Origin of the sequence: Pseudomonas sp. WS 5027 (assembly GCF_012985695.1) — a bacterium.
GTDB classification, from domain to species: Bacteria; Pseudomonadota; Gammaproteobacteria; order Pseudomonadales; family Pseudomonadaceae; genus Aquipseudomonas; species Aquipseudomonas hygromyciniae.
Window position 1 is genome coordinate 148,128 of sequence record NZ_JAAQWU010000001.1, and the last position, 17,155, is coordinate 165,282.

The 17,155-nt window shown below is 61.0% G+C and carries 19 protein-coding genes; 8 read left to right on the forward strand and 11 right to left on the reverse strand.

From position 1 onward, the window contains the following. The first annotated feature begins 53 nt into the window (after nt 1-53). Nucleotides 54-1,238: a C17 cyclopropane fatty acid synthase CfaB gene (cfaB, locus tag HBO09_RS00720; protein WP_169990859.1), complete on the forward strand. Its 1,185-nt coding sequence runs from the start codon at nt 54-56 to the stop codon at nt 1,236-1,238. 206 nt (nt 1,239-1,444) lie between these two features. Here the strand turns inward: cfaB and cls are convergent, their stop codons facing one another. Next, complete coding sequence (cls, locus tag HBO09_RS00725) at nt 1,445-2,884, reverse strand: cardiolipin synthase (RefSeq protein ID WP_169990861.1); 1,440 nt, start codon at nt 2,882-2,884, stop codon at nt 1,445-1,447. Between the two features lie 130 nt (nt 2,885-3,014). On the opposite strand from cls, the gene HBO09_RS00730 reads away from it, so the two are divergent. Continuing rightward, entirely contained in the window at nt 3,015-3,536 is a 522-nt protein-coding gene (locus HBO09_RS00730; RefSeq protein ID WP_169990863.1) for a DUF3617 domain-containing protein, read from the forward strand. Between the two features lie 43 nt (nt 3,537-3,579). Here HBO09_RS00730 and HBO09_RS00735 read toward each other — a convergent pair whose 3' ends face one another. The 8 genes from HBO09_RS00735 to HBO09_RS00770 all read right to left on the reverse strand — a co-directional run bounded on the left by HBO09_RS00735 (nt 3,580) and on the right by HBO09_RS00770 (nt 9,701). Next, nucleotides 3,580-4,917 (reverse strand): dihydroorotase, encoded by a 1,338-nt coding sequence (locus HBO09_RS00735; protein WP_169990865.1) that lies wholly within the window; start codon nt 4,915-4,917, stop codon nt 3,580-3,582. A 2-nt stretch (nt 4,918-4,919) separates the two neighbouring features. After that, on the reverse strand, nt 4,920-5,480 hold the full coding sequence (locus HBO09_RS00740) for a DapH/DapD/GlmU-related protein (RefSeq protein ID WP_029290088.1): 561 nt from the start codon (nt 5,478-5,480) through the stop codon (nt 4,920-4,922). Further along, nucleotides 5,477-5,902 (reverse strand): phosphoribosyl-AMP cyclohydrolase, encoded by a 426-nt coding sequence (gene hisI, locus HBO09_RS00745; RefSeq protein ID WP_169990867.1) that lies wholly within the window; start codon nt 5,900-5,902, stop codon nt 5,477-5,479. The genes HBO09_RS00740 and hisI overlap by 4 nt, the downstream gene beginning before the upstream one ends. Then, the gene (locus HBO09_RS00750) at nt 5,899-6,777 is read right to left on the reverse strand and encodes a metal ABC transporter substrate-binding protein (RefSeq protein ID WP_169990870.1); all 879 of its coding nucleotides are present in this window, start codon (nt 6,775-6,777) and stop codon (nt 5,899-5,901) included. Before HBO09_RS00750 ends, hisI begins: the two co-directional genes overlap by 4 nt. 11 nt (nt 6,778-6,788) lie before the next feature. After that, nucleotides 6,789-7,655 (reverse strand): metal ABC transporter permease, encoded by an 867-nt coding sequence (locus HBO09_RS00755; RefSeq protein WP_169990872.1) that lies wholly within the window; start codon nt 7,653-7,655, stop codon nt 6,789-6,791. After that, nucleotides 7,655-8,323 carry an ATP-binding cassette domain-containing protein gene (locus tag HBO09_RS00760; RefSeq protein ID WP_169990874.1) on the reverse strand — a complete coding sequence of 223 codons (669 nt, stop codon included), beginning with the start codon at nt 8,321-8,323 and terminating at the stop codon, nt 7,655-7,657. The genes HBO09_RS00755 and HBO09_RS00760 overlap by 1 nt, the downstream gene beginning before the upstream one ends. Continuing rightward, entirely contained in the window at nt 8,320-9,216 is an 897-nt protein-coding gene (gene folE2, locus HBO09_RS00765) for a GTP cyclohydrolase FolE2 (protein WP_169990876.1), read from the reverse strand. The genes HBO09_RS00760 and folE2 overlap by 4 nt, the downstream gene beginning before the upstream one ends. A gap of 116 nt (nt 9,217-9,332) precedes the next feature. Continuing rightward, entirely contained in the window at nt 9,333-9,701 is a 369-nt protein-coding gene (locus HBO09_RS00770) for a glutamine synthetase (RefSeq protein ID WP_169990878.1), read from the reverse strand. A gap of 125 nt (nt 9,702-9,826) precedes the next feature. On the opposite strand from HBO09_RS00770, the gene dksA reads away from it, so the two are divergent. The 4 genes from dksA to HBO09_RS00790 are packed head-to-tail and all read left to right on the forward strand — an operon-like array spanning nt 9,827 to nt 13,118. Next, on the forward strand, nt 9,827-10,231 hold the full coding sequence (gene dksA / locus HBO09_RS00775; RefSeq protein ID WP_169990880.1) for an RNA polymerase-binding protein DksA: 405 nt from the start codon (nt 9,827-9,829) through the stop codon (nt 10,229-10,231). 26 nt (nt 10,232-10,257) lie between these two features. Continuing rightward, nucleotides 10,258-11,466 (forward strand): zinc metallochaperone GTPase ZigA, encoded by a 1,209-nt coding sequence (zigA, locus tag HBO09_RS00780; protein WP_169990882.1) that lies wholly within the window; start codon nt 10,258-10,260, stop codon nt 11,464-11,466. Further along, nucleotides 11,466-12,110, forward strand: a complete 645-nt coding sequence (locus HBO09_RS00785; RefSeq protein ID WP_169990884.1) for a DUF1826 domain-containing protein — start codon at nt 11,466-11,468, stop codon at nt 12,108-12,110. Before zigA ends, HBO09_RS00785 begins: the two co-directional genes overlap by 1 nt. A 45-nt stretch (nt 12,111-12,155) precedes the next feature. Continuing rightward, nucleotides 12,156-13,118 carry a CobW family GTP-binding protein gene (locus tag HBO09_RS00790; protein WP_169990887.1) on the forward strand — a complete coding sequence of 321 codons (963 nt, stop codon included), beginning with the start codon at nt 12,156-12,158 and terminating at the stop codon, nt 13,116-13,118. Here HBO09_RS00790 and HBO09_RS00795 read toward each other — a convergent pair. Then, entirely contained in the window at nt 13,112-13,504 is a 393-nt protein-coding gene (locus HBO09_RS00795) for a DUF3301 domain-containing protein (RefSeq protein ID WP_029290064.1), read from the reverse strand. The two genes, HBO09_RS00790 and HBO09_RS00795, sit on opposite strands and share 7 nt — an antisense overlap. A 116-nt stretch (nt 13,505-13,620) precedes the next feature. On the opposite strand from HBO09_RS00795, the gene pdxY reads away from it, so the two are divergent. Continuing rightward, on the forward strand, nt 13,621-14,493 hold the full coding sequence (gene pdxY / locus HBO09_RS00800; RefSeq protein ID WP_169990889.1) for a pyridoxal kinase PdxY: 873 nt from the start codon (nt 13,621-13,623) through the stop codon (nt 14,491-14,493). 116 nt (nt 14,494-14,609) lie between these two features. On the opposite strand, the gene HBO09_RS00805 is transcribed toward pdxY, so the two are convergent. After that, on the reverse strand, nt 14,610-15,092 hold the full coding sequence (locus HBO09_RS00805; RefSeq protein WP_029290061.1) for an acyl-CoA thioesterase: 483 nt from the start codon (nt 15,090-15,092) through the stop codon (nt 14,610-14,612). A 293-nt stretch (nt 15,093-15,385) separates the two neighbouring features. Here HBO09_RS00805 and HBO09_RS00810 point away from each other — a divergent pair, with 293 nt between their 5' ends. After that, on the forward strand, nt 15,386-17,149 hold the full coding sequence (locus HBO09_RS00810) for a cation:proton antiporter (RefSeq protein WP_169990891.1): 1,764 nt from the start codon (nt 15,386-15,388) through the stop codon (nt 17,147-17,149). Nucleotides 17,150-17,155 lie beyond the last annotated feature (6 nt).

The following is a 17,155-nucleotide window of genomic DNA, read 5'->3' on the forward strand; positions in this document are numbered from 1 at the left end:
TTTGTGGATGGTCTACCCTCATTTCAGACGTCTGAAACAAGGGGGGACTACTCATGCTCGCGCAACTTCCACCGGCCTTACAGAATCTTCAGCTACCGCTGCGTCTGCGACTCTGGGATGGCCATGAGTTCAACCTGGGCCCGGAGCCCAGCGTCACTATCGTGGTCAAGGACCCGGTGATGGTGACGCAACTGACCCATCCCACGCTCGATTCCCTGGGCGCTGCCTTCGTCGAAGGCAAACTGGAGCTGGAAGGCTCCATCAGCGATGTAATCCGGGTGTGTGACGAACTGAGCCACGCCCTGGTCGAGGACGATGAGCATGCCGGACCGGTGCGCTCTATCCACGACAAGGCCACGGATGCCGCCGCGATTTCCTACCACTACGACCTGTCGAACGAGTTCTACCAGCTGTGGCTGGACCGTGACATGGCCTATTCCTGCGGTTACTTCGAGACCGGCAGTGAATCCCTCGACCAGGCCCAACAAGACAAATTCCGCCACCTGTGCCGCAAGCTACGCCTGCAGCCTGGGGAGTACCTGCTGGATGTCGGTTGCGGCTGGGGTGGGCTGGCGCGTTACGCGGCGCGTGAGTTTGGGGTCAAGGTGTTCGGTATCACCCTGAGCAAGGAACAACTGGAATTGGCCAGGGAGCGGGTGCTCGCCGAGGGCCTGGAGGACCAGGTGGAGTTGGCGTTGCTCGACTACCGCGACCTGCCCCAGGACGGGCGGTTCGACAAAGTGGTCAGCGTCGGCATGTTCGAACACGTCGGCCACGCCAACCTGGCGCAGTACTGCCAGACCCTGTTCGGCGCCGTGCGCGAAGGTGGCCTGGTGCTCAACCATGGCATCACCGCCAAACATACCGATGGCCGCCCGGTGGGGCGTGGCGCGGGGGATTTTATCGAGCGTTACGTGTTCCCCAATGGCGAACTGCCGCACCTGGTGATGATCAGCGCTGAAATCAGCGAAGTCGGCCTGGAAGTGGTCGACGTGGAAAGCCTGCGCCTGCATTACGCGCGCACCCTGGATCACTGGAGCGAGCGCCTGGAAGACAACCTGGAGGCGGCAGCGAAAATGGTTCCGGCCCAGGCATTGCGCATCTGGCGCCTGTACCTGGCAGGTTGCGCGTATGCGTTTGCCCGGGGCTGGATCAACCTGCACCAGATCCTGGCGGTCAAACCCCATGCCGATGGCAGTCATGAGTTGCCGTGGACGCGGGAGGATCTGTACCGCTGAGACTGTTGCCCCCTCTGAAAGACTAAATGTGGGATCTGAGCTTGTGTGGGAGCTGGCTTGCCTGCGATTGCATCACCGCGCGTTAACTGAAAGAACGCGGAGTCTGCATCGCGGGCAAGCCCGCTCGCCACAGGGTATCCAGTTTGATGCGCGACAGCGCTACGTCGAAGAGGTAGTGGGGCCTCCCACATTTGGTTTGGTGTTGGCTAAAGGATCGGGGAAATCAGCCGCGCCACCCGCATGCCCAATTGCTGCAGGCGGCGGGTCTGCTGGCTTTCTTCCTGGCTGGTTTCGTGGGCCTGGGCAAAGTCGTCCAGCAGCATGTGTTCCACTTCGCTGGCGAAGGCTGCATCGACCGTCAGCAACATCACTTCAAAGTTGAGGCGGAACGAACGGTTATCCAGGTTCGCACTGCCGATGGCACTGATTTCGCCGTCTACCAGCACCACTTTCTGATGCAAAAAACCCGGCTTGTAGCGGAACACCCGGACCCCGGCGCGGACCGCTTCAATCGCGTACAGGCTGGATGCGGCGTAGACAATGCGATGGTCGGGGCGTGACGGCAGCAGCAGACGCACGTCCACGCCACGTAACACTGCCAGGCGCAGCGCCGCAAATACCGCTTCGTCGGGGATGAAATACGGGCTGGTGATCCACACCCGCTCAGTCGCCGCATGAATGGCTTCAACGAAAAACAGCGAGCAGGTTTCATACGGGTCCGCCGGGCCGCTGGCCAGCAATTGGCAGAGTACGCCGTCATCGGCATAGGTGTCGGGCAGGATCAGCGGCGGCAGCTCACGCGCGGCCCAGAACCAGTCTTCGGCAAACGACTCCTGCAGGCAGGCCACCACTGGGCCGCTGACTTGCACATGGGTGTCGCGCCAGGGGGCGAGCGGGGGTTTCTTACCCATGTATTCGTCGCCGACGTTATGCCCGCCGACGAAACCGGTCAGGCCATCGACCACGACAATTTTGCGATGGTTGCGGAAATTCACCTGGAAGCGATTGAACCAGCCGCTGCGGGTGGCAAACGCCTTGATCTGCACCCCGGCGTCGCGCAGCGATTGCACATAACGGTGGGGCAGGGAGTGGCTGCCGATGCGGTCATACAGCACGTAGATGGCCACGCCTTCGGCGGCCTTGGCCTTGAGCAGGCTATGCAGCTGGCGCCCGAGTTCATCGTCATGAATGATGAAGAACTGCACCAGCACGGCCGTCTTGGCAGCGCGAATGGCGTCGAAGATAGCGCTGAAGGTTGCGTCGCCATTGACCAGTAACTGCACTTGGTTATTGGCCAGGCACGGCATGCGTCCCAGCTTGGGCATGGCACGCAGGGAGGCATAGGCATGGGAGTTGCGCGCGGCCAGGGCTTCTTCGACCCAGGGGCGCCAGTTGAGCTCGGTAATTGCCTTGTGCATTTCCTGGTTGGCTTGGCGACGGGCCTGGATATAGGCATCGAAGCTGCTGCGGCCAAAGATCAGGTAGGGGATCAGCGTCAGGTAAGGCATGAACATCAGCGACAGCGCCCAGGCAATCGAGCCTTGGGCGGTGCGAACGGTCAGCACCGCGTGCAGGGCCGCGAGGGAGCCGAGAAAATGCAGGGTGGCGATGAAGTAGCCGAGCAAGTGCGGGCCGAAGAAATCCATGGACAACATGACTCCTGACAATCCAATGCGTAACAGACCATGTTCGGCAGCGATTGTCGCTATTTTATTGAGCGTGCAACGCCGACCGCTTTGCGACGTCTAACGCCGACAATTACCCAGGAGTTACCTGATGAATGCTCGTCTGCTTGGTTTGGCCATGGTTGTTGGTTTGACGCTGCCGGTGGCGGCGCAGGCGCAGATGTTGGTGCCGGGTTTGTGGGAACTGACCACCAGCAACATGAAAGTCGATAACCAGAACCTGCCGGATTTGTCGTTGATCCTCGGTCAACTGAAGCAACAGATGACTCCGGAACAGCGCGCCATGCTGGAAAAACAAGGCATTACCATGGCCGGCAAAGGCGTGCAGGTGTGCCTGACGCCGGCCCAGGTGGCCTCCGACGCCATCCCGCTGACCGACCCACAATCGGGTTGCAAGCAAGAGGTGACCGACAAGACCGGCAACCAGTGGAAATTCCGTTTCAGTTGCCCCAAAGCCCAAGGCACTGGCGTGGCCACCTTCCAGAGCCAGAAGGCATTCACCACCTCGGTCAACGGCACCTTCAACGCCACCGGTATCCAGCAGAACGGCAGTCTCGATACTCAGGCCCAATGGTTGGGCAGCGACTGCGGCACGGTAAAACCTCGCGCCTGAAGCCCCCTGTAGGAGCCGGCTTGCCGGCTCCTACACATTCGGGTCAGCGCAAAAAGTGCAGGGGCAATCCCTGGCAACTGTTGATCACCTGACCGTCATGCCAGGCCAAATGCCCTGATACCAATGTGGTAGTGACACTGTGGCGAAAGCTGCGCTCGGCAAATGGCGTCCAGCCGCAACGTGCGAGGATCGGCTGGCTGCTTACCGGCTTGCCTTCTGGCTCGGGTTTGATCAGCACCAGGTCGGCCCAGTAGCCCTCGCGCAGATAACCCCGGTCAGGAATGGCGAACAGGTCGGCCACGCGATGGCTGGTTTTCGCCACCAGCACAGTCAATGGCAACAGCCCGTCAGCCACCAACTCCAGCAAGGCTGGCAGCGCATGCTGCACCAGGGGCAACCCCGCCGGCGCCTCACGGTACGGCCGCTGTTTTTGCTCCCAGGTATGCGGTGCGTGGTCGGTGCCGATCACATCCAGCCGATCACTCAGCAATGCCAGGCGCAGGGCATCCCGGTCGGCGCGGGTCTTGATCGCCGGGTTGCATTTGATCTGATGGCCCAGGCGCGCGTAGTCACGATCATCGAACAGCAGGTGATGCAGGCACACTTCGGCGGTGATGCGTTTTTCGGCCAGCGGCTTGTCTTCGAACAACGACAGTTCCCGGGCACTGGTCAGGTGCAGCACATGCAGACGCGTGTCATGGCGGCGCGCCAGTTCCACGGCCAGGGATGAGGAGCGATAACACGCTTGGGCGTCGCGGATCAGCGGGTGGGCCACCGCGGGGATCTGCTCGCCGAAGCGATCGCGCAGCCGTTGTTCGTTGGCCTGGATGCTGGGCGTGTGCTCGCAGTGTGCCAGGAGAATCGTCGGTACCTCGGCAAACAGGCGCTCCAGAATCCTTGGATCATCCACCAGCATATTGCCGGTGGAGGCACCCATGAACACCTTGACCCCGGCGACCTGCCGGGGATCGAGGGCCGCCACGGTGTCGAGGTTGTCGTTGCTGACGCCAAAGTGAAACCCATAGTTGGCCACCGAGTGCAGCGCCGCGCGGCGTTTCTTGTCTGCCAGTGCTTCCAGGGTCAGGGTCGCGGGCTGGGTGTTGGGCATGTCCATGAAACTGGTGATGCCACCGGCCACCGCCGCGCGAGACTCGCTGTAGAAACTGCCTTTGTCCGGGGCGCCGGGTTCGCGAAAGTGCACTTGGTCGTCGATCATGCCCGGCAGCAGCCATTGGCCTTGGGCATCGATCTCGGTGTCAGCCGTTTGCCCCTGGATACTGTTGGCGATTTTCTCGATACGGCCGTTGGCGACCAGCAAGTCGGCGTCGAATTCCCGGCCTTCATTTACCAGGCGGGCGTTGCGGATCAGCAAGCGGCTCATGTTCAGAACTCGTTTTGCAGGGCTTTATAGCCGCGCACCAGGTCGACATTGGTGCGCGCCACGTCTTCGGAAAACTCCGAGGCGCTGACGCTCACTGGCGGGAACTGCGACAAGTCGGTGTTGGGCCCAATGCGTGTGGTGGATGGCACATAGAACGCAGCGGGCAAATCACGGCCATCGACCACCGAGTTGTGCCGTACTACACAGCCGTCGCCGACCACGCAGTTGAACAGCACGCTGTTAAAGCCGATAAACACCCGGTCGCCGACAGTGCAGGGGCCGTGGACAATCGAGCGGTGGGCAATGGAAGTGAATTCGCCGATGGTCACCGCCGCGCCGGATTTGGAGTGGATCACCACACCGTCCTGGATATTGGAATTGGCGCCGATGGTGATCGGGTCCATATCCCCGGTGGCGTCGACTTCATCGGCGCGGATCACCGCATAGGGGCCGACAAATACGTTTTCGCCGATGATCACTTTGCCGCAGATGATTGCGGTTTTATCGACGTAGGCCGACTCGGCAATGACCGGCAGATCGCCGGAAGGGTTCTTGCGGATCATGCTGCAGGCTCCTTGAGGGGCGCGGTGAGGATATGCACCTGGTCGTGTTCAATCGCGTTGTAGAAGCAGGTCGGGCGCCCGGTGTGGCAGGCCGGGCCTTGTTGATCGACGATCAGGAGTACGGCATCGCCATCGCAATCCAGGCGCGCTTCGATCAACTGTTGGATGTGTCCTGAGCTTTCGCCTTTGCGCCACAATCGCTGGCGCGAGCGTGACCAGTAGCAGACACGGCCACTGGCGAGGGTTTCGTCGAGGGCCTGGCGGTTCATCCAGGCCAGCATCAAAACCTCGCCGCTGCGGTGTTGCTGGGCGATGGCCGCGATCAGGCCGTCGCGGTTCCACGGTAAGGCATCCAGTACTTGGGCCAGGGGGAAGCGGCTGCCTATGGGCGCGGCTTCCAACTCGAGCATCGACAGTGTCATGGGGTGCCCAAGGCGTCGTACAAAGTGTTGAGGTTGTATTCAAACAATCCGGTGAATGTGCTGGCCGGGCCTTTGGCAGCCAGTGCATCGGAGTACAACGTGCCACCGATATGGGCGCCGCTTTCCTCGGCAATCTGCTTGAGCAGGCGTGCGTCCTTGATGTTTTCCATAAACACCGCTTTGACGTGGGCCTGGCGGATCTGGGTGATCAGCGTGGCGACTTCGGCCGCCGATGGGTCGCGCTCGGTGGATAAACCCTGGGGCGCCATGAAGTCGATACCGTAGGCCTGGCCCAGGTAGCCGAAGGCGTCATGGGAGGTGACGATACGTCGATTGCCCGCAGGCAGCGCGGCAAACTTGGCCTTGGCTTCGGCTAGCAGGCGGTAGATTTTTTGCAGGTACGCCTGGCTGTTGTGTTGATAGTCGGCCTTGTTGGCCGGGTCGGCGGTGATCAATGCCTGGGTGATGTTGCTGACGTAGATTTCGGCGTTGGCCAGGTTATGCCAGGCATGGGGATCGGGGATCTTATCGCCGCCTTCCTCCAGCGTGCGAGCGATCACGCCTTTGCTGGCGTTGACCACTGTGGCCTGGGTCTGGGTACTGGTAATCAGGCGATCCAGCCATGGCTCGAAGCCCAGGCCGTTCTTGATGATGACACGGGCCTTGAGCAGCGCCTTGGCATCATCCGGGGACGGCTCGTAGGTATGGGCATCGGCGTCGGGGCCGACCATATTGCTGAGCTGGATATGCTCCCCGCCGACCTGCTGGGTGATGTCGGCGAGAATGCTGAAGCTGGTGACCACCTGGAGCTTGTCCTGGGCGGTTGCGAACGACAGCGGCAGCAAGACGCTGAACAGCACGAGTAGAGCGCGCATCGGAAAAGACCTCATTGGGATGTAAGCAAGGGCGGGCGGCGCAGCAAGCCATGTACCGGCCCCAACACCACGGACAGCAGGTACAAGCCGCCAGCTACCAGCACAATTGCCGGGCCGCTGGGCAGCGAGTAGTAGAACGACAGCAACAGGCCGATCCATACCGACAGGCATCCCAGCATGGCCGAGACGGCAATCAACATCGGCAGCCGCCGGCTCCAGAAGCGTGACGCTGCCGCGGGCAACATCATCAGGCCGACCACCATCAAGGCGCCGATGGCCTGGAAACCAATCACCAGGTTCAGCACTACCAAGGTCAAGAACACGCCGTGGGCCAAAGGCCCAAGGCGGCTGACGGTTTGCAAGAACAGTGGGTCGAGGGTGTCCAGCACCAGCAACCTGTAGATCAGTGCCATGGCGATCAGGCTGAAGCTGGACACCCACAGCATGCCGGTCAATGTCGGGCCGTCTACCGCCAGCGCCGAGCCGAACAGCAGGTGCAGCAGGTCCAGGCGCTTGCCGGCAAGGCCGAGGATCAGCACACCGGCGGCCAGGGAAATCGGGTAAATCGCAGCCAGGCTGGCGTCTTCGCGCAGGCCGGTGCGACGGGTGATCCACGCGGCGAGGCCGGCCATGCCCAAGCCGGCGCCGAGGCCTCCAAGGGTCAGTGCTGGCAGGCTCAGGCCGGCAAACCAGAAGCCCAGTGCGGCGCCCGGCAGGATGCCGTGGGCCACCGCATCGCCGATCAGGCTCATACGCCGCAGGATCAGGAACACCCCCAGCGGCGCGGTGCTACAGGCCAGCAGCAGGCCACCGAGCAGGGCGCGGCGCATAAACACGAAGTCGTTGAAGGGCATCCACAGTTGGGCGGCGAGGTGCATCAGGCGACCTGCATCTGTGGTTGTTGCAGGATCAGCTGTGTGCTGGGTGCGAGCACGCAGCCGCTGCTATGGATGTGCAGTGCCTGCGGCAGATGTTGGCGTACAGCGGCCAAGTCATGGCAGACCACTACTAAGGTGCGGCCTTCGGCATGCCAGGCGTGGATATGTTTCCACAGCAGTGCCTGGCCTTGTTCATCCAGTGCGGCATGGGGTTCATCCAGCAACAACACCGGTGCTTGGGCCAGGCTGAGGCGGGTGAGAAGGGCGCGTTGCAGTTCGCCACCGGACAGGGCCATCAAGGGGCGCTGCTCAAGGCCGGTGAGACACCAGTCTTCCAACGCCGTTTGCAGGCGCTGGCTGCGTTGCTGCGGGGAGTGCTTTGTGCCCCATAGGCCGGCGGCTACCAGCTCTTGCAGGCTGATGGGGAATTGTCGGTCCAGGTGTTGCTGTTGCGCCAGGTATGACAGGCCGCCGCGCCGCGGAACATCCAGGGTGACTTTGCCGGCCAGGGGCTTTTGCAGGCCGGCGATGACTTTCAACAAACTGCTTTTACCCGACCCGTTAGCGCCGATAACAGCGGTCAGGCTGCCTTTGCCCAGTTCGATATCAATGGCCGGCGTCAGCGGTTGGCCTGGGGCGCCCCAGCGCAAGGCGTTACAGCGGATCACGCGATGGCCCTCGCCCAGCGGCTTTCGGCCACGGCATCGTGTGCGTGCAGGCTTTCGGCGTGGATGACTTTGAGTTGAAAGGCTTGCACGGCGTCCGAGCATTGCAGCGCCAGGTTCAGGCGGCGGGCGGCGTCTTCACAGAACATCAGGTTCTGCCCGTTGGCCAAGGCGAAGGCTTGCTCATCGGCACGTTTGACGGCGGTCTGTACGGCGGTGCCGAGGGCTGCTTCGGCGCGGTCGATCAAATCAGTCAGCGGCAGCGTTGGTTGGCCAGGCTGTAAATGCACCCGTAACTGCGCACTGCTGCGCTGGCTGTGTGGCGTGGCAACGATACCTTTGGCGCTGCCAAGCCAGGCCAGCACGTCTTCGTGTTGCAGCGTTGTAGTGGCAAAGTCATTGATAAATTGCTGCTGAATCAACTGCCTGGCGAGGGCAGCCGAGCATGGGCAAGTTGAGGAGTAAGTAACGTCAATTTTTAGTTCCACGTGGAACATCTGCTTTTCCAGGCGCGCTTCGATGCTCACCGGATAGCTCTTCCAGCCGGCTAGTGGGCTGACCAGCGCAGGACGTTTAAGCAGCAAGTCGGTATGAATCCGCAGGTACGCGCTGTGCGATAAGCCTTCATGGCTGTCGAGGAAACGCTGCAGTACCTGACGCAGCAGTGCTGGTTGCAGGTCTTGTTGCTCCAGCATTTCCAGCGCCAGGTACAACCGCGACATATGAATGCCGCGCGCCTCGCCGTCGTCCAGGCTCACCCCTGCATCAGCCGTGGCGCTCAAACGCGTGCCGTCGAGCAGGATGGGCAGGGCAATACCGCACATGCCAACCCAGTCGAGTGGCAAGGCTTGGCGAGAAGCCTGCGCGGCGATATCCGGCAGAGTCAGCGCATTCATAAGCAGGTCCATCGTTGGTGATAAATCAGCATGTTATAGTATAACAATTCACTCGACGATTATTTTTCGATCAACAGCTATATGGCCTGGGCCCAGGAGCGGCACAAAGGCTAGGCCTAGCAACCACTGATCCGGCTGCAAGTGAACTTGGCGCTGGAGCCGCCGGAGCTGGAAAACCGGTTGATGGTGGTCCAACCCACCCGCCGCGTATAGCCAACCCACGCCTCGCCGTCGGAGGCCAGCCCGGTAAAGAACGTCAACTGGCCATAGCGGCTGTTGGTCTGCGCCCAGTAGCGTTTGCCGACTACCTCGAACCCGCGCAAATACGTGGTGTTGCCGGCGGTCGCGACACTGTAGGCGTTGCCCTGGGCATCGACGCAGGCCAGCAGGGTGGCGCTGCGGGTGCAGGTGGCCAACTGGCTCGGCACTTGGGCGCTGGCCTGACTCGCCACCAGCAGCAACACGCCGCACAACAGGTATCTCATAAGGCTTCTCGGGACATGGACGGGCTCAAGGATTGCGCCCTTCGTCGTAACGGATAAGCGGGATTGGCTTATTTGTGTTGTTATACTATAACATCATAAAACAGACTGACCCGTGAACCTCCCTCATGACTGAACAAGACCTGCTCGCCCAGCCGCCCGCTGATTACATGAATGAGGCCCAGCAAGCCTTTTTCCGTGAGCTGTTGTTGGCCCAGCGCTCTGACCTGCAAACGCGCATCGATGCCGAGTTCATGGTGCTGCGCGAGCAGGAGCCCAATAGCGATCCGGCCGATGTCGGCGCCGCCGAAGAACAGCGCCAGTGGCAACTACGCCTGCTGGAGCGAGAAAAGAAGCTGCTGGACAAGATCGACGAAGCCCTTGAGCACCTCGCTCGTGGTGAATACGGCTGGTGCCGCGAGACGGGCGAGCCGATTGGCCTCAAGCGCCTGTTGCTGCGGCCCACGGCCACCCTGTGTATCGAAGCCAAAGAACGTGAAGAGCTGCGCGAACGCCATCAACGGGCGATTTGACTGGCCAACCTGATGAGGAACACCTGATGACCGACCGACTACCCGTTACCGTGCTGTCCGGATTTCTCGGCGCCGGTAAAAGCACGCTGCTCAATTACGTCCTGCGCAACCGCGAAAACCTGCGGGTGGCGGTGATCGTCAACGATATGAGCGAAATCAACATTGACGGGGCTGCAGTCCAGCGCGACGTCAGCCTCAATCGCGCCGAAGAAAAACTGGTGGAGATGAGCAACGGCTGCATCTGCTGCACCTTGCGCGAAGATTTGCTGGTCGAAGTAGGAAAGCTCGCCAAGGAAGGGCGATTCGATTACCTGCTGATCGAATCCACCGGCATTTCCGAGCCGCTGCCGGTGGCCGAAACCTTCACCTTTCGCGATGAAAATGGTCAGAGCCTGGCGGATATCGCACGGCTCGACACCATGGTCACCGTGGTCGACGGCATGAACTTCCTGCTCGATTACCAGGCCGCTGAAAGCCTGGCGTCCCGGGGCGAAACCCTGGGCGAGGACGATGAGCGCTCCATCACCGACCTGCTGATCGAACAGATCGAGTTTGCCGACGTCATCCTTATCAGCAAGATCGATCTGATCAGCAGCCACGAACGTGAAGAACTGGTGGCGATCCTGGAACGCCTGAATGCCCAGGCACGCATCATTCCCATGGTGATGGGCGAGGTGCCGCTGGTCGAGATCCTCAATACCGGGCGTTTTGACTTCGAGCGCGCGGCCCAGGCGCCTGGCTGGTTGCAGGAGTTGCGTGGCGAACATGTGCCGGAGACGGAGGAATATGGCATCGCCTCGACGACTTATCGGGCGCGCCGGCCATTCCATCCCCAGCGCTTTTACGACTTTATCGACCGCCCGTGGACCAACGGTAAGCTGCTGCGCTCCAAAGGTTTTTTCTGGCTGGCCAGCAAGCACCGCGACGCCGGCAGTTGGTCCCAGGCCGGTGGCCTGATGCGCCATGGTTTTGCCGGTCGCTGGTGGCGTTTTGTGCCCAAGAGCCAATGGCCCGAAGACCAGGAAAGCGTCGCGGCGATCATGGGTAACTGGCAACTGAGCACCGGCGACTGCCGCCAGGAACTGGTGTTTATCGGGCAGAACATCGATTTTGCGCAACTGCGCACCGAACTGGATGGGTGCCTGCTGACCGACGATGAAATGGCTCTGGGCGTCGAAGGTTGGCGCCTGCTGGTCGATCCTTTTGGCCCTTGGTACGAGGAGGCAGCCGCCTGATGCTGGCACCTGTGATTCAACTGCGTCCGGTCATTCGCCAGACCCGTGGGCAAACCCCGCTGGCGCTGGCCGACATCCTCGACAATGGTGTGAACCTGGCGCTGTGGCAGCGCCAGTTGCCACTGCATATCGCCGAGTTTGGCGCCTTGCTGGTCTCGCTGAACGAGCCGCTTGCTGAATCGCTGGTGGTGGAGTTGGACAGCGAAGAGGCTGAGCCCAACTTGCTGGGCCTGGCCGCAGGCTGTCGTGATCTTGAAGGTTACGACGGGTTTATCGCCGATGTGGCATGGCTGGTCAGCGCCTTTGCCTGTCTGTTGGGGGCCAAGCGCATTGGCGTGCGGCTGAGGCTGCTGGACAAGGCCATGTGCCCGCGTTTTCATGTCGATCATGTGCCAGTGCGCTTGATCACAACCTATGCCGGCATCGGTAGTCAGTGGCTGCGCGAAGGGGTAATGGACCGTCGCCAGTTGAGCCAGGCAGATGCGCAACCCAGTGAGCACATCGAGCAGATCCACTGTGGTGAAGTCGCCCTGCTCAAGGGCGAAAAGTGGCGTGGCAATGAAGGCTACGGCTTGATTCATCGCTCGCCGGCGTTGGCCGCCAATGAGCGACGGCTGATTCTGACGCTGGATTGGCTGGCATAACCGGGTAGGATCAAGGCTCTCTACACGGTCAGAATGATGCCCAGCATGCTGCAAAATATTCCCACCCATGTAATTGCCGGGCCATTGGGCGCGGGCAAGACCAGCCTGATCAAGCACCTGCTCGCCCAGCGTCCGCCCCACGAACGCTGGGCGGTGTTGATCAATGAGTTCGGGCAGATTGGCCTGGATGCCGCACTGCTGACCCAGGATGACGACGGCATCGCCCTCGGTGAGGTGGCCGGCGGCTGCTTGTGTTGCGTGAATGGCGCGCCGTTCCAGGTAGGCCTGGGTCGATTGTTGCGTAAGGCCAAGCCTGACCGGCTGTTTATCGAGCCCTCGGGGCTTGGCCATCCGGCGCAATTGCTTGCGCAGTTGCGCCAGGTGCCCTGGCAAACCGTGCTGGCCGTCCAGCCTTGTGTGCTGGTACTCGACGCCCAGGCTTTGGCGGCGGGCAGGTCATTGCCCGAGTCCCAGCGTGAAGCCCTGGCCAGTGCCGGGCTGCTGGTGCTGAACAAGGATGAAGGGTTGGATGCCGCACAACGCGGTGAGATTGAAAGGTCGCTGCCGGCTTGCGAGATTTTCTGGACCCGACAGGCGCAGCTGCCATTGGCCCGGCTGCCGGGGCTTGATGCTCAGGCGGGGATGGCTGTGGATAACTTCGAGACACCCAAGGGGCTGGGGCAGATCCAGGCTGTGTGGAACGATCCCTGCGTACCGATTTGCCTGCACCAGGCCCAGGCGGGTGCGTGGAGCATCGGTTGGCGCTGGCATCCGAGCCAGCAGTTCGACACCTGCAAAGTCCGGCAATGGCTGGAGAGCCTGGGCTGGCAGCGCGCCAAATTGGTTATCCACAGTGCCGGCGGCTGGGTCTCGGCCAACGCTGTGGATAACTCCACCCTCGCCTGGCAGCCCAGCGAATGGCGCCGGGACTCGCGTATCGAGTTGATTTTCAGTGAGCCCCAGGATGCGGTCAGGCTGCAAACAGCCTTGGCCAACTGCCGTCAGTGACGGGTCTTGCTGTGCTCCTGGCGCCACTGGCTCAGTTCAATCACTTCGGCACTGGGCGGTGGCGTCTTTATTTCAAACGGGTAGGGCGCCAGTTCGATCTGCGCACTGTGGGCACCAAACTGGGTGATGGTGCCGGGATGGCGGGCTTCGCCGGTCACGGTGAACTCGAAGTTGTAGACCCGTGCCAAACGTCGACGGCCATTGGCGTCCTTGACGAAACCGATGCGTTTCAAGGCCACGGCGCCGTCGAGCAGTTCGATATCGAGCTTGGCGCAATGCTGTTTGACCCTCTCCAGCGCGCGCTCGCGCAGGCCGTGGTTGTGCCACACCCAGGCGGCAGCCGCCGCCAGCAGCATCAGCACAAAAATATTTCCCAGGGTCAGCATGCGATTTGCTCCAACGAAGTAAGGCCAGCTTAACTGTGTCTCCGGTCTGTCGTACAGGCTGCTTTTAGTCGCATACTGCGCGGCCAGAATTTAACGGTTTTACGGAAGTCCCCTGCATGAAACGTACGCCTCATCTGCTTGCGATCCAGTCCCATGTGGTCTTTGGCCATGCCGGCAACAGCGCTGCCGTGTTTCCCATGCAGCGGGTCGGGGTGAATGTCTGGCCGCTCAACACCGTACAGTTCTCCAACCATACCCAGTATGGCCAGTGGGCGGGAGAAGTGTTGGCGCCGCAGCAAATTCCAGCTCTGGTAGAGGGGATCGCGGCGATTGGCGAACTGGGCAACTGCGATGCAGTGCTGTCCGGCTACCTGGGCAGCGCCGCCCAGGGCCGGGCGATCCTGACCGGTGTGGCACGCATCAAGGCGATCAACCCCAAGGCGCTGTATCTGTGTGACCCGGTGATGGGCCATCCGGAAAAAGGCTGCATCGTGCCCCAGGAAGTCAGTGATTTTTTGCTGGACGAAGCGGTGTCTATGGCTGACTTCCTGTGCCCCAACCAATTGGAGCTGGACAGTTTCTCCGGGCGTAAACCGCAGTCGCTGTTCGATTGCCTGGGGATGGCGCGAGCCCTGCTGGCGCGAGGACCCAAAGCGGTCCTGGTCAAGCACCTGGATTACCCGGGCAAGTTGGCGGACGGTTTCGAGATGCTGCTGGTGACTGCCGAAGGCAGTTGGCACCTGCGTCGACCGCTGCTGGCATTCCCGCGCCAGCCGGTGGGAGTGGGCGACTTGACCTCAGGGTTGTTCCTGGCGCGGGTGCTGCTGGGCGACAGCCTGCTGGCGGCCTTTGAGTTCACCGCGGCGGCTGTGCACGAAGTCCTGCTGGAAACCCAAGCGTGCGCCAGTTACGAGTTGGAACTGGTGCGGGCCCAGGACCGCATCGCCCATCCGCGCGTACGTTTCGAAGCCACGCCGATCAGCCTCTAACACCACCAACCCAATGTGGGAGCGGGCTTGCTCGCGAAGACGGTGTATCAGTCAATACATGTGCTGACTGGTACACCGTCTTCGCGAGCAAGCCCGCTCCCACATTTTGATTGGGTTTACACGTCGGCCTTGATCTCTTGGTAGCGCTTCTCCAGCTCCTGGCGAATCTGCCGGCGCTGTTTGCCCTGGATAAACCGACGCTTGTCTTCACTGTTCTGTGGTTGCAACGCGGGAACGGCGGCCGGTTTGCGGTCGTCGTCGACCGCGACCATGGTGAAGAAGCAACTGTTGGTATGGCGTACCGAACGCTCGCGGATGTTTTCGGTGACAACCTTGATCCCCACTTCCATCGAGGTGTTGCCGGTGTAGTTGACCGAGGCCAGGAACGTCACCAGTTCGCCGACATGGATCGGCTCGCGAAAAATCACCTGGTCCACCGACAGCGTGACTACATAGCGGCCGGCATAACGGCTGGCGCAGGCGTAGGCCACTTCGTCGAGGTACTTGAGCAGGGTGCCACCGTGGACATTACCTGAGAAGTTGGCCATGTCAGGGGTCATCAATACCGTCATCGACAGCTGGGCGTTTCCGGGTTCCATAGCACACTCACGGTTGTAGGCATTGGTTGGGGGGCACCTCTGCGGATGCTGGATTCATTACAGCGCCATCCCTTACGGGACGCCGGGACGGGGTTTGCCGTCACGCCCAAGACGATCTGTTTCCATATATTGCACCGGCTTTCTGCCGGAAGTCGCGGTGTTACCCTTGGAAAAGCCCATTTCAAGGGCATTTCTTACGATTAAGGCCGACTTTTCCTTCCGCACATTGCGCGCCGTGGTAGCGGCCGCGTGGAAATCGGGACAGTGGCAGTACCTTCAAGGAGCCCCTCGCCATGCACGCCATCAGCTTTATCCAGGACTTGGCCGTGATCATGCTCGTGGCAGGGGTGGTAACTATCCTGTTCCATCGTCTCAAGCAGCCGGTCGTCCTGGGGTACATCGTCGCCGGCTTCATCATTGGCCCGCACACGCCGCCGTTTGGCCTGATCCACGATGAAGACACCATCAAGACCCTGGCCGAGTTGGGGGTGATCTTCCTGATGTTCTGCCTGGGCCTGGAGTTCAGCCTTCGCAAGCTGTTCAAGGTCGGCGCCACGGCGTTTATCGCGGCCTTCCTCGAAATCATCCTGATGATCTGGATTGGCTACGAAATTGGTCAATGGTTCGACTGGAACACCATGGACTCACTCTTCCTCGGCGCGATCCTGGCAATTTCCTCAACCACCATCATCGTCAAGGCGCTCAACGACCTGAAGATGAAAAACCAGCGCTTTGCCCAACTGATCTTTGGCGTGCTGATCGTCGAAGACATTCTGGGCATCGGCATCATCGCCTTGTTGTCGAGCATCGCCGTCAGCGGCACGGTCAGTTCCGGCGAGGTGTTTTCCACGGTGGGCAAGCTCTCGCTGTTCATGATCGTGGCCCTGGTGATCGGCATTCTGCTGGTGCCTCGGCTGCTGGCCTACGTGGCCAAATTCGAAAGCAACGAGATGCTGTTGATCACCGTCCTGGGCCTGTGTTTTGGTTTTTGCCTGCTGGTGGTCAAGCTCGAATACAGCATGGTACTGGGCGCCTTCCTGATCGGCGCGATCATGGCCGAATCCCGGCAGTTGCTGAAAATCGAGCGTCTGATCGAGCCGGTTCGCGACATGTTCAGCGCGATTTTCTTCGTGGCGATCGGCTTGATGATCGACCCGCAGATCCTGCTGCAATACGCCTGGCCGATTGCGGTCATTACCGTAGCCGTGGTGCTGGGCAAGATGCTGTCCTGTGGCCTTGGCGCGTTTATCGGCGGCAATGACGGCCGGACTTCGTTGCGGGTCGGGATGGGCCTGTCACAAATTGGCGAATTTTCTTTCATCATTGCGGCGCTTGGGATGACCTTGCAGGTCACCAGCGACTTTCTTTACCCGGTGGCGGTGGCGGTTTCCGCGATTACCACGCTGCTGACGCCGTACCTGATCCGTGGCGCCGACCCGTTGTCATTGAAGATCGCGGCGGTGATGCCGCAGCGCCTGAGCCGGGTTTTTGGCATGTATGGCGAATGGCTGCGCAGTATTTCGCCCCAAGGCGAGGGCGCGATGCTGGCGTCGATGATCCGCAAGATCATCCTGCAGGTAGGGGTGAACCTGGCGCTGGTGGTGGCGATTTTCTTTACCGGCAGTTTCTTCGCGGCACGTATTGGTGGGTATCTGGAAGGCTGGATCAGTGATCCGAGTTGGCAGAAGGCATTGATCTGGGGCGGTGCGTTGTTGCTGTCGCTGCCATTTTTGATCGCCGCGTATCGCAAGCTCAAGGCGCTGTCGATGTTGCTGGCGGAGATGAGCGTGAAGCCGGAAATGGCCGGGCGTCATACCCAGCGCGTGCGACGGGTGATTGCCGAACTGATCCCGATCCTCTCGCTGCTGGTGATCTTCCTGCTATTGGCGGCCCTGTCGGCCAGTATCCTGCCGACCAACAAGCTGCTGGTGTTGATTGCCGTGGTCACGGCTGCGGTGGCCGCAGTGCTCTGGCGCTGGTTCATCCGGATACATACGCGCATGCAAGTGGCCTTGTTGGAGACCCTGGATAACCACAAGGACACGCCGGAGCACTGACCCCGA